Source organism: Pseudomonas sp. CCOS 191 (genome assembly GCF_001007005.1).
GTDB lineage: Bacteria > Pseudomonadota > Gammaproteobacteria > Pseudomonadales > Pseudomonadaceae > Aquipseudomonas > Aquipseudomonas soli.
Genome location: NZ_LN847264.1, coordinates 2,590,039 through 2,602,531 on the forward strand (window position 1 = coordinate 2,590,039; position 12,493 = coordinate 2,602,531).

General features: G+C 65.8%; 10 protein-coding genes. 6 read left to right on the plus strand and 4 right to left on the minus strand.

Annotated features, from left to right (window positions below; all coding sequences use genetic code 11):
• Positions 1 to 26: 26 nt before the first annotated feature.
• Entirely contained in the window at positions 27 to 1,520 is a 1,494-nt protein-coding gene (locus tag CCOS191_RS11760) for an aldehyde dehydrogenase family protein (protein ID WP_046855353.1), read from the minus strand.
• Between the two features lie 484 nt (positions 1,521 to 2,004).
• On the opposite strand from CCOS191_RS11760, the gene peaA reads away from it, so the two are divergent.
• The 5 genes from peaA to CCOS191_RS11785 all read left to right on the plus strand — a co-directional run bounded on the left by peaA (position 2,005) and on the right by CCOS191_RS11785 (position 8,315).
• Complete coding sequence (gene peaA, locus CCOS191_RS11765; RefSeq protein ID WP_046855354.1) at positions 2,005 to 3,570, plus strand: quinohemoprotein amine dehydrogenase subunit alpha; 1,566 nt, start codon at positions 2,005 to 2,007, stop codon at positions 3,568 to 3,570.
• Between the two features lie 36 nt (positions 3,571 to 3,606).
• A complete protein-coding gene (gene peaB, locus CCOS191_RS11770) occupies positions 3,607 to 5,037 on the plus strand; it encodes a quinohemoprotein amine dehydrogenase maturation protein (protein WP_046855355.1) in 1,431 nt (476 codons plus the stop codon).
• 1 nt (position 5,038) lies between these two features.
• Positions 5,039 to 5,362, plus strand: coding sequence for a quinohemoprotein amine dehydrogenase subunit gamma (gene qhpC, locus CCOS191_RS11775; RefSeq protein ID WP_046855356.1), 324 nt, complete (start codon positions 5,039 to 5,041; stop codon positions 5,360 to 5,362).
• A gap of 19 nt (positions 5,363 to 5,381) precedes the next feature.
• Positions 5,382 to 6,503, plus strand: coding sequence for a quinohemoprotein amine dehydrogenase subunit beta (gene peaD, locus CCOS191_RS11780; protein ID WP_046855357.1), 1,122 nt, complete (start codon positions 5,382 to 5,384; stop codon positions 6,501 to 6,503).
• A 138-nt stretch (positions 6,504 to 6,641) separates the two neighbouring features.
• Positions 6,642 to 8,315, plus strand: a complete 1,674-nt coding sequence (locus tag CCOS191_RS11785; protein WP_046855358.1) for an AMP-binding protein — start codon at positions 6,642 to 6,644, stop codon at positions 8,313 to 8,315.
• A 21-nt stretch (positions 8,316 to 8,336) separates the two neighbouring features.
• Here the strand turns inward: CCOS191_RS11785 and CCOS191_RS11790 are convergent, their stop codons facing one another.
• The 3 genes from CCOS191_RS11790 to CCOS191_RS11800 form a co-directional block, all read right to left on the minus strand.
• The gene (locus CCOS191_RS11790) at positions 8,337 to 8,894 is read right to left on the minus strand and encodes a TetR/AcrR family transcriptional regulator (RefSeq protein WP_046855359.1); all 558 of its coding nucleotides are present in this window, start codon (positions 8,892 to 8,894) and stop codon (positions 8,337 to 8,339) included.
• A 158-nt stretch (positions 8,895 to 9,052) separates the two neighbouring features.
• Entirely contained in the window at positions 9,053 to 10,204 is a 1,152-nt protein-coding gene (locus tag CCOS191_RS11795; protein WP_046855360.1) for an acyl-CoA dehydrogenase family protein, read from the minus strand.
• A 16-nt stretch (positions 10,205 to 10,220) separates the two neighbouring features.
• A complete protein-coding gene (locus tag CCOS191_RS11800) occupies positions 10,221 to 11,291 on the minus strand; it encodes an enoyl-CoA hydratase/isomerase family protein (RefSeq protein WP_046855361.1) in 1,071 nt (356 codons plus the stop codon).
• 318 nt (positions 11,292 to 11,609) lie between these two features.
• On the opposite strand from CCOS191_RS11800, the gene CCOS191_RS11805 reads away from it, so the two are divergent.
• Positions 11,610 to 12,458 (plus strand): helix-turn-helix transcriptional regulator, encoded by an 849-nt coding sequence (locus CCOS191_RS11805; RefSeq protein ID WP_038706257.1) that lies wholly within the window; start codon positions 11,610 to 11,612, stop codon positions 12,456 to 12,458.
• Positions 12,459 to 12,493 lie beyond the last annotated feature (35 nt).

Below are 12,493 nucleotides of genomic sequence, written 5' to 3' on the forward strand. Positions count from 1 at the left end.
AGGCGATGAGGCCAGCACAGGTGAAATCAGAGCTTGATCAGCACCGACTTCAGCTCGGTGTAGTGCTCGATTGCCGCCGCGCCCATCTCGCGGCCGACGCCGGAGAGCTTGTAGCCGCCGAACGGCAGCGCCGGGTCCAGCGCGCTGTGACAGTTCACCCACACCGACCCGGACTTGATCCGGGGGATCATCCGGTGCACCGCGGCCAGGTCGTTGGACCAGATGCTCGCGCCCAGCCCGTAGGGGTTGTCGTTGGCCAGGCCCACCACCTCGTCAAGGTCGTCGAATGGCATGGCCACCAGCACCGGGCCGAAGATTTCCTCCTGCACCAGGCGGTGGCGCTGGTCGACATCGACGATCACCGTCGGCTTGACGAAGTAGCCCGGGCCGAAGCCTTCGCCGCCGCAGGCGATGGTCGCGCCCAGCTCGCGACCCAGGTCGATGTAGCCGGTGACCCGCTCCTGCTGCCTGGCCGAGATCAGCGGGCCCATTTGTACGCTAGGGTCCAGGCCGTTGCCCAGTTTCATGGCATTGGCGATGCCGGCGATATCGGCCACCACGTTGTCGAAGTGCTTGCGGTGCACATACAGTCGGGAGCCGGCGCAGCACACCTGGCCCTGGTTGAAGAAGATCGCCGTGGCGGCCCCGGCGGCGGCCTCCTGCAGGTTGGCGTCGGGCAGGACGATGGTCGGCGACTTGCCGCCCAGTTCGAGGGTGACGCGGGTCATGTTGTCCATGGCGGCCTTGCCGATCAGCTTGCCGACTTCGGTGGAGCCGGTGAAGGTCAGCTTGTCCACGCCCGGGTGGCGGCTCAGCGCGGCACCGGCGTTCAGCCCGGTGCCGGTGATCACGTTGAACACGCCGTCCGGGTAGCCGGCCTCGCTTACCAGTTCGGCGAGCTTGAGCGCGGTCAGCGGGGTTTCATCGGCAGGCTTGAGCACCACCGTGCAGCCGGTGGCCAGGGCCGGGCCGAGCTTCCAGCAGGCCAGCAGCAGCGGGAAATTCCAGGCGACGATGGCACCGACCACGCCCACCGCCTCGCGGCGCACGAACGCGTGGAAGTCGTCATTGGGCATCAGCGGCAGCGACGGCTCGACCGTGCTGCCTTCGAGCTTGGTCGCCCAACCGGCCATGTAGCGCAGGAAGTCGATGGCCAGTTGTACGTCCATCACTTGGGCCACGGCGGCACTCTTGCCGTTGTTCAGGCATTCCAGCTCGGCCAGTTCCTGGGCATCGCGCTGCATCAGGTCGGCCAGGCGCCACAGCAGGTTCTGCCGCTCGCGCGGACGCATCCGGCTCCAGGCCGAGTGTTCGAACGCCTGGCGGGCGGCCTGCACGGCCCGGTCCACATCCTGTGCCTCGGCCGCGGGGACCTCGGCGAGGGCCTCGCCACTGGCCGGGTTGCGCAAGGTCATGGTGCGGCCGCTGGCGGCGTCCTGCCAGTCGGCGCCAATGCGCATCTTCAGCTGGCGTGCGAGGAAGGCACGGGTGGCGGGCAGGATCGGCAGTTCGCAATGCATGGGACGGTGCCTCTTGTCATGGTTGTGACCAGGGCAGGGCAATGGGCGTGCCAAGCCGGTCAACGCGTTCACAGCCCTTGATACATGTGGTTTACGCGTTACATGGCATGCAGTCAGGGAGGCTTGAGCTGTTGCACATTGAGACTGGGTGAGACGCGGATGAAACGAACCGCTGTGCGGGCCAATCGCCGGCAAGCCGGCGCCCATAGGTACGGCGTTGCTCTCGAAGGTGGCTAGATCCCTGTGGGAGCTGGCTTGCCAGCGATGGCCTGCGCAGCAGGCCCCGTGTCTCAAGGTGAAACACCTCGTCGCGAAATGGCACGTTCGGCCACAGCCTGCGCTGCTGGGGTTTGCCCCTGCTCTGCGCTCAAATCGTTGATGCAAAACATATTTGCCGCAATTGGCACACTTCCTGTATCGCTACTGTCAGATGCACACCGCAGCGTGCGAATAACGATAAGAACGATACCGTGGAGGTCTGACCTTGAAGACGACTCGACTCCGGCGGCAGGCGGGCACACTGGCGCTGGTCGCCACCGCACTGCTGTCCGCCCAGGCCATGGCGGCCGAGCAGGGCCCGAGCCTGTTGCAGAACAAGTGCATGGGGTGCCATATCCCCGAAGGCAACGACAGCTACAGCCGCATTAGCCACCAGCGCAAGACCCCCGAGGGCTGGCTGATGAGCATCGCCCGCATGCAGGTGATGCATGGCCTTTCGATCAGCGACGACGACCGCCGCACCCTGGTCAAGTACCTGGCCGACAAGCAGGGCCTGGCGCCCAGCGAGACCGACGGTGTGCGCTACGCCATGGAGCGCCTGCTCAATACCGTCGAACACTTCGACGACCAGCTCAGCCAGATGTGCGGGCGTTGCCACTCCGGCGCCCGGGTCGCCCTGCAACGGCGCCCGGCCAAGGAGTGGGAGCACCTGGTCAACTTCCACCTCGGCCAATGGCCGTCCCTCGAATACCAGGCCCAGGCCCGCGACCGTGACTGGCTGGACATCGCCCTCAAGCAGATGGTGCCCGACCTGGCCAAGCGCTTCCCCCTCGACAACCCGGCCTGGGCCGAGTGGCTCAAGGCCCGGCCCGAGTCCAAGGTCCTGGCCGGGCAATGGGCGTTCAGCGGCCATATGCTGGCCAAGGGTGACGTGCGTGGGGTGATGACGGTCAGCGCCGAGCAGGGCGACACTTTCAAGGTCGAGGTCAAGGGCGCCTACGCCGACGGCACGCCGTTCAACGGCAGCGGTTCGGCGATCCTCTACAACGGCTATGAATGGCGCGGCAACGTCAAGATCGGCGAGGCCAACCTGCGCCAGGTGTTCGCCGCCATCGACGGGCAGATGAAGGGCCGCATGTTCGAGGCCGAGCACGACGAGCGTGGCCTGGACTTCAGTGCGGCGAAGGCCGGGCAGGGGCGCCTGCTGGCAGTGCAGCCGGCGTTCATCAAGACCGGCAGCGACAGCGAGATCACCCTGGTGGGCAGCGACCTTTCCGGCAAGCCAGACCTGGGCGCGGGCGTGCAGGTGACCGAAGTGCTGGAGTCGACGCCGACGCTGATCCGGGTCAAGGCTCGGGCCGCCAAGGATGCCGCCGCCGGCCCCCGCGAGGTGGCGGTGGGCGCGCTCAAGGGCGTGCAATTGGCGGTGTACGACAAGGTCGATGAGGTCAAGGTGGTGCCGGCGTTCTCCATCGCCCGCATCGGCGAGAACGGCGCCTCGGTGCCGAAGGTGCAAGGTCGCTTCGAGGCTGAAGCCTGGGGCAAGGACGCCAGTGGCCAGCCGCTGCGCATCGGCTACCTGCCAGCCACCTGGAAAGTCGAGCCGTTCAACGAACGGGCGGTCGAGGACGAGGACGTCAGGTTCGCCGGGCAGATGCAGGCCGACGGCGTGTTCGTGCCGGGCGGGGCAGGGCCCAACCCCGAGCGCAAGATGATGACCAACAACGCCGGCAACCTGAAGGTGATCGCCACCCTCGCCGACGGTGGCCAGCAAGGCGAGGGCCACATGATCGTCACCGTGCAGCGCTGGAACAATCCGCCGCTGCCATAGGCATCAACCTGACCAATTGCTTATCGGGAGGTCGCCATGGGCGCACTACTGAACCTGGTCGAACGCAACCTGCACGAAGTGCAGGTCGATGCCGACCGCATGCTGTTCCATATCCCCAGCAGTTCGCTGTTCGCCACCGACGCGGTGACCGGCGGCATCATCGACACCCTGCGCCGCCAGGGCTGCTCCGCCGAGGAGCTGCTGCAGCAGCTCGGCCAGCAGTTCGACGGGCAGGATATCGAGGAAACCCTGCGCGAGCTGATCGCCCTGGAAGTGGTCAGCGACGGCTCGCCGCTGACCCCGGAAATCGCCCTGAAACAGGTCGAGCGCACCGCGCTGAACACCGTGGTGCTCAACGTCAACACCGGCTGCAACCTCAGCTGCACGTACTGCTACAAGGAGGACCTCGACAAGCCCTCCGCCGGCAAGAAAATGAACAGCGCCACCGCCGAAGCCTCGGTGGAGATGCTGCTCAAGGAGTCGCCGAACGAGGAGCGCTACAGCGTGGTGTTCTTCGGCGGCGAGCCGCTGTCCAACCGGGCGTTGATCGAGCACATGGTGGCGTACTGCGAGCGACGCTTCGCCGAGGCGGGCAAGCAGGTCGAGTTCATCATGACCACCAATGCCACGCTGCTCACCGAAGAGATCGTCGACTGGCTCGATGCCCACCGCTTCGGCCTGTCGATCAGCATCGACGGGCCCAAGACCGTGCACGATCGCAACCGCATCACCGTGGGCGGGCAGGGCACCTACGACGTGGTGCGGCGCAAGGCCGACATGCTGCTGTCGCGTTACCGCAGCCGGCCGGTGGGGGCGCGGGTGACGCTGACCCGTGGCATCACCGATGTCGAGACCATCTGGAACCACCTGTTCAACGAGATGGGCTTCGCCGAGGTCGGGTTCGCCCCGGTGACCTCCGGCGACATGGCCGACTTCAACCTCACCGGCGACGAGCTGGTGCAGGTGTTCGCCAACATGAAGGCCCTCGGCCGGCGTTACCTGGAGGCGGCGCTGGCGCACCGCAACATCGGCTTCTCCAACCTGCACCAGCTGATCACCGACATTCACGAAGGCCACAAGAAGGCCCTGCCATGCGGTGCCGGGCTGAAGATGCTGGCGGTGGACCACGAGGGCGAGCTGAACCTGTGCCACCGCTTCACCGGCTCCAGCCTGCCGACCTTCGGCAATGTGCACCAGGGCGTGAAGCAGGCGCAGCTCAACGATTTTCTCTCGCAGCGCCTGGACCGCAGCGGCACCGGTTGCGACAGCTGCCGCATCCGCAACCTGTGTTCCGGCGGTTGCTACCACGAAAGCTACGCCCGCTACGGCGACCCGCAGCATCCGACCTACCACTATTGCGAGCTGATGCGCGACTGGGTCGACTTCGGCATCGAGGTCTACAGCCGCATCATGGCCGTTAACCCGGCCTTCATCGATCGCTATATCACTCCCCGGAAGGCGCACTGACATGAAGCACCTCAAACCGCTGAACAACAAGGCGCGCATCCTCGAGCAGGCGGCCGCCGAAGACCGCGTCGAGGAAGTGCTGGCGATGAGCGCCGTGGCCGGCTGCACCGCCACCACCGACCCGGGCTGGGAAGTGGACGCCTTCGGTGGCGTCAGCTCGCTGTGCCAGCCGATGGAGGCCGACCTGTACGGTTGCTCCGACCCTTGCTGGTGGCCAGCCCAGGTGCCGGACATGATGAGCACCTACCAGGACTGGAACGCCCAGGCGACCAACTCCGCCGAAGACTGGCGCAACCTCGGCACCGTATTCCCGAAAGACAAATAGAACGACAAGGGGAAACCGCATGAAACCTGGATTCTGCGCGCAACTCGCGCTCACCGTCGCCGCCACGGCCTGCGCCTGGGCGGCCCAGGCCGACGACGCAGGCAAGGCCCTGAAGGCCGGCCATGAATACCTGATCGCCACCAACTACCCGAACAACCTGCACGTGGTCGAGGTGGCCAGCGACACGCTGTACAAGACCTGCCGCATGCCCGATTCGTTCGGCCCCGGCACGGCGATGATGGCGCCGGACAACCGCACCGCCTACGTGCTCAACAATCATTTCGCCGATATCTATGGCATCGATCTGGACAGCTGCAAGACCACCTTCCACGCCAACCTGTCCAGCGTGCCGGGCGAGGTCGGCAAGGCCATGTACTCCTTCGCCATCAGCCCCGACGGCAAGGAGGTGTACGCCACGGTCAACCCCAGCCAGCGCCTGAACGACCACTATGTGGTCAAGCCGCCGCGCCTGGAGGTGTTCCGCACCGGCGACGGCCTGGATGCCAAGCCCGTGCGCAGCTTCCCGATGCCGCGCCAGGTGTACCTGATGCGCGCCGCCGACGACGGCAGTCTCTATGTGGCCGGGCCAGACATCTACAAGCTGGACGTCAACACCGGCAAATACACCGTCGCACTGCCGCTGCGCAGCTGGAACCGCCCGGGCTACAGCGCGCCGGACGTGCTGTACTTCTGGCCGCACCAGAGCTCGTTGCACGAGTTCTCGATGCTCTACACCATCGCCAGGTTCAAGGACGCCAAGCAGGACCCGGCCACCGCCGAGCCGCTTTACGGCTACCTGAGCATCGACCTGAAGACCGGCAAGGCCCATACCCAGGAGTTCGCCGAGCTGACCGAGCTGTACTTCACCGGCCTGCGCTCGCCGAAGGACCCGAACCAGATGTACGGCGTGCTCAATCGCCTGGCCCGCTACGACATCGCGCAGAAGAAGCTGGTCAAGGCCGCCAACCTGGACCATACCTACTACTGCGTGACCTTCGACAAGGCCGGCGACAAGCTCTACCTGGGCGGGACGTTCAACGACCTGGCGGTGTTCGACCCCGATACGCTGGAGAAGGTGGGGAACATCAAACTGCCCGGTGGCGACATGTCGACCACCACGCCGCAGGTGTTCATTCGGTAGAGCGGTGTTGGCGCTATCGCCGGCAAGCCGGCTCCCACAGGTACGGTGCTGCCCTCGGGCCTGCAGCGATCTCTGTGGGAGCCGGCTTGCCGGCGATAGGGCCGGATCAATTCCTACAAGAACAACAAGAGACACCCCATGACCCAGCCCAGCCACACCGTAGGCAGCAACGTCATTCCCTTGCTCAACTTGTGCATCGGCGACGCCTTCGACGCCACCGTCGCCCGCTTCCCCGACCGCGAGGCCCTGATCGTCCGCCATCAGCAGTTGCGCTACACCTGGCGGCAGCTGGCCGATGCGGTCAACCAGCACGCCCGCGCTCTGATGGCCCTGGGCGTGCAGGTCGGCGACCGCTTAGGGATCTGGGCGCCCAACTGCGCCGAATGGTGCATCACCCAGTTCGCCAGCGCCAAGATCGGCGCGATCCTGGTCAACATCAACCCGGCCTACCGCACCAGCGAACTGGAATACGCCCTGGGCCAGTCGGCCTGCCAGTGGGTGATCTGCGCCGACGCCTTCAAGACCTCCGACTACCACGCCATGCTGCTGGACCTGGTGCCCGAACTTCGCGCCTGCCGAGCGGGCGAGCTGCAAAGCGCGCGCCTGCCCGCGTTGCGCGGGGTCATCAGCCTGGCGGCCACGCCACCTGGTGGCTTGCTGGCCTGGTCGGCGTTGCAGGCCCGTGCCGGGGAAACCGCCCCCGGACAACTGGCCACGCGCCAGGCCAGCCTGCACCGGCATGCGCCGATCAACATCCAGTACACCTCCGGCACTACCGGGTTTCCCAAGGGCGCGACCCTCAGCCACCACAACATCCTCAACAACGGCTACATGGTCGGTGAAAGCCTCGGATTGACCGAGCACGACCGGCTGGTGGTACCGGTGCCGCTGTACCACTGCTTTGGCATGGTCATGGCCAACCTCGGCTGCATGACCCACGGCAGCACCCTGATCTACCCCAATGACGCCTTCGATCCGCTGCTCACCCTGCAGGCGGTGGCCGAAGAACGCGCCACCGCCCTGTACGGCGTGCCGACCATGTTCATCGCCGAACTCGACCACCCGCGTCGCCATGAATTCGACCTGTCCAGCCTGCGCACCGGGATCATGGCTGGCGCCACCTGCCCGATCGAGGTGATGCGCCGGGTGATCGACGAAATGCACATGGGCGAGGTGCAGATCGCCTACGGCATGACCGAGACCAGCCCGGTGTCGTTGCAGACCGGCGCCGCCGACGACCTGGAGCGCCGGGTGACCAGCGTCGGCCGCACCCAGCCGTGGCTGCAGAGCAAGGTGATCGATAGCGCAGGCACTACCCTGGCACGCGGCGAGATCGGCGAGCTGTGCACCCGCGGCTACAGCGTGATGCTCGGCTACTGGGAAAACCCCAAGGCCACCGCCGAGAGCATCGACACCGAGGGCTGGATGCACACCGGCGACCTGGCGGTGATGGACGAACAGGGCTACGTGCGTATCGTCGGGCGCAGCAAGGACATGATCATCCGCGGTGGCGAGAACATCTATCCGCGGGAGCTGGAGGAGTTTTTCTTCACCCACCCGGCGGTGGCCGACGTGCAGGTGATCGGCATCCCCTGCAGCCGCTATGGCGAGGAGATCGTCGCCTGGATTCGCCTGCACCCGGGGCAGACCCTGGGCGAGGAAGAACTGCGTGAATGGGCGCGGGCACGCATCGCGCATTTCAAGGTGCCGCGCCATTTCCGCTTCGTCGATGAATTCCCGATGACGGTGACCGGCAAGGTGCAGAAGTTCAGGATGCGCGAGATCAGCATCGAGGCGCTGGCGGGCGGGTAGGGGCGGTAGCCGCCCTCAGCCTCAGGCCTGGGCCCGCGCGCCATTGAGGAACAACTGTTCCACGGTCTGCGCGGTGTTGGCGCTGGCGGCGCGGCCCCGGCGCTCGGCATCGACCATGCCGTAGATCATGGTCATGAACATTTCGGTGAACACCGCCGCGCTGATGTCGATGCGCAGCACGCCCAGTTGCTGGGCGCGCAGGAAGAACGCGTCCATGGACTGGGTGTAGGCCTGCCAGCGCATATCCTCGGCGTTGTTGAGCAGAGTGTCGGGGCGGTACTGGAACATCAGGAACACCAGCATTTCGCGGTGCTTGAGGTGTTCGGCGATCAGGTGGCGAATGCCGACCAAGGGTTCGGTGCGTTCCAGGTCGGCTTCCTGGATGACCTGGTTGAGCACGTGCTCGCCGTGGTCCTCGAGCAGGTTCACCAGATTTTCGCGGGTGCCACAGAAGCGGTGCAGGGTGGCCTTGCTGACCCCGGCGGTTTCCGCCAGCTCTTTCAAGGTGGCGCGGGGATGGACGACAATGGCATGGGCCAGCGCCTTGAGCAGGCGTTCTTCTTGGAGGGATCTGCGCATGTGGGACCTCGAGTCGGGGTTCGGCTGTCGGGCAGGCGAAAAGAGACGAAAGATCCATTACTGTATCATATGAGACGAATAAATCTCATTGGTTGAACAATTCATCGCGGGTCAAGGCTGCTCCACCGTGGGAGCGGGCTTGACCCGCGATGGGTACGTCAGATCGGATAATGCTTCAGCTCACGGGCGATCAGCATGCGCTGGATCTCGCTGGAGCCCTCGTAGATCTGGGTGATCCGCGCATCCCGATAGTACTTCTCCACCGGGTAGTCTTCCAGGTAGCCGTAGCCGCCATGCACCTGGATCGCCATCGAGCAGACCCGCTCGGCCATCTCGGAGGCAAACAGCTTGGCCTGGGAGGCCTCCGACAGGCAAGGCTTGCCCGCGCTGCGCAGACGCGCGGCGTGCAGGATCAGCAGGCGGCTGGCGTTGATCTGCACCTGCATGTCGGCCAGCAGGTTGGCGATGCTCTGGTGCTCGTTGATCGGTTTGCCGAACTGGATGCGCTCGCGGGAGTAGGTCAGTGCCGCCTCGAAGGCTGCGCGGGCGATGCCCAGGGCCTGGGCGGCGATGCCGATGCGCCCGCCTTCGAGGTTGGACAGGGCAATGGCCAGGCCCTTGCCGCGCTCGCCGAGCAGGTTGGCGGCCGGGATGCGGCAGTTGTCCAGGGTCACCGCGCAGGTATCGGAGGCGCGGATACCCATCTTGTGTTCGCTGCGGTCGACCTTGAACCCAGGGTTGTCGGTGGGCACCAGGAACGCCGAGAGGCCTTTCTTGCCCAGCTCCGGGTCGGTCACGGCGAAGACGATGGCCAGCTTGGCGCGGCGGGCATTGCTGACGAACTGCTTGGCGCCATTGATCACCCACTGGCCATCGACCAGGTCGGCGCGGGTGCGCAGGTTGTGGGCCTCGGAGCCGGCCTGGGGCTCGGTCAGGCAGAAGCAGCCGATCACCTCGCCGCTGGCAAGTGGCGGCAGCCAGGCCTGCTTTTGTTCAGGCGTGCCGTAGGCCAGCAACGGGCCACAGCCCACCGAGTTGTGAATGCTCATCAGCGCCCCGATGGCGCCGTCGCCGGCGGCGATCTCCTCGACCGCCAGGGCATAGGCGACGTAGTCGGTGTAGCTGCCGCCGAAGTCCTCCGGCACCACCATGCCGAGCAGGCCCAGCTCGCCCATCTTGCGTACCACGTCGTCATCGATCCAGGCGGCCTTCTCCCAGGCCTGGGCATGGGGGGCGATCTCGCCGCGGGCGAAGTCGCGCGCCATGTCGCGGATCATGATCTGTTCTTCGCTCAGTTCCAGGTCTTGCATCTGTGTACTCCCGGGCTCACAGGCCTTCGAAGAATTGGTCGACGCGCTGCGCGGTGAGCTCGCCCAGGGTCGGCGGGTTCCAGCGCGGCTGCTTGTCCTTGTCGATGATCAGGGCGCGCACGCCCTCGATGATGTCGCCGTACTCGAACCACTGGCGGTCGATGTGCAGTTCCATGGCGAAACAGTCTTCCAGGTTCAGGTGGCGGCCACGGCGCAGCAGCTCCAGGGTCACGGCCATGGCCAGCGGCGAGCGGGTTTCCAGCAGGGCGGCAGTCTCCAGCGCCCACGGATGGCTGTCGCCGATGGTCACGGCGCGCAGCTGTTCGATGATGCTGGGCAGGTCGGGCAGGGCGAAGAAGTGGTCGATCACCGGGCGCAGGCGCGCCAGCGGGGCGTCTTCGAGCACCTGGGTGCCGAGCTTGGCCAGCAGGCCCTGCAGGTCCTTGAGCGGATGCTCGCCGAATACCAGGCGGTCCAGGCCTTCATCCAGCGCGGCCAGCCTGGCGCTGTCCACGTACCAGTCGGCGAGGCCGCAGTACAGGGCGTCGGCGGCCTTGACCTGGGTACCGCTGACGCCCAGGTAGATGCCCAGCTCGCCGGGCACGCGAGACAGGAAGTAGCTGCCGCCGACGTCCGGGAAGTAGCCGATACCCACCTCGGGCATTCCCAGGCGGCTGCGCTCGGTGACGATGCGCAGGTCGCAGCCCTGGGCCAGGCCCATGCCGCCGCCGAGGGTGAAGCCGTCCATCAATACCAGCACCGGCTTGCGGTAGCGGTGCAGGCACAGGTCCAGGGCATATTCCTCGACGAAGAACTCCTCGTGCAGCTTTTCACCGGCCTTGAAGCTGTCGTGCAGCGAGCGGATGTCGCCGCCGGCGCAGAAACCCTTGGGCCCCTCGCCACGCAGCATCACGGCCTGCACCTGCGGGTCCTGCGCCCATTGGTCGAGGTGGTGCTGCAGGCTGCGCACCATGTCCAGGGTCAGGGCGTTGAGGCCGGCGGGGCGGTTGAGGGTGAGGTGGCCAATGTGGTTGCGGACCTCGGCCAGTACCTGATCCGTTGCCGAGGGTTGAGCGTGCGCGGTCATCGCGGTCTCCCTGCTTTGTTATTGATTTTCCAAGTGAAGTCCTGGAGTGCGCGAGCGGATCGGTCGATCCTGTCATGCAAAATTACCTTGCACAATTGGCAAATCTGCAGGGCTGCCCTGCATTTTTGTCGTCACGCGCACTCTTGGCCGAGGCAGCCACTGTAGCAACTACAGGTTACCTGTAGGAGCGGAGCTTGCCCCGCGGTGGCGTCGCTACAGGTTGAACGACGGTCGCCTCTCACCCCGAAGGGTGATAGCCGCCCTGTCCCCCCCATGAAACAATCCCGGCCAGCACTCACCCTGGCGGGGAAGACAATAATGAGCAATGCCCAGCTGAATTCGCCCGACTGGTATGCGCAGATGGCCCGCGTGGTCGACGCCATCGGCACCCCAGGCTTCGTCGAGGCACTGTTCGCCGCGCTCAACCAACTGGCAGCGTGCCAGGCCATCACCGTGTTCCTGTATCCGCGCAAGGGCCTGCCATCGGCGCTGTTCGCCAAGGACGACGAGGGGCCCTGGCTGCCCGAGGGCAACGTGCAGAAGTACCTCGAAGGCTATTACCTGCTGTGCCCGTTCTATCGCGCCTGCATGGACGGCGTGCCGGCCGGCTGCTATCGCCTGAGCGACGTCGCCCCCGACCACTTCAAGCGCAGCGAGTACTACACCTCGTTCTACCAGCACGCGCATCTGGAGGACGAACTCAACTACCTGGTGCCGCTGGACGCCCAGCTGACCATCGCCGTGGCCCTGGGCAGCACCCGGCGCCTGGGCAGCCGCCAGGTGGCCGAGCTCAAGTGCGTCGCCGCCTGGGTGGTGGCGGTGGTGCGCCGCCACTGGGGGCAGTTGGATGCCGAGGCCCTGGGCGGGCGTTTCGAAAGCGCGCTGGGGCGGCAGATCAACGCCGCGCTGAACAACTTCGGCTCGTCCTTGCTCACCGAGCGTGAGTGCCATATTGCCCAGTACCTGCTGCGCGGCCATTCCACGCGTTCGCTGGCCGAGCGCCTGGGCATCAGTGAAGACACGGTCAAGACCCACCGCAAGAACCTCTACGCCAAGCTCGATATCGCCACCCAGGCCGAGCTGTTCTCGCTGTTCATCGCCTCGCTGGCCCAGGCCCAGGAAGGCTTGAGCAAGGACCCGCTGGAAAGCTACCTGCGACGGCGCTGACACACCGCTTCACCTCATCCAGACAACGACAATCA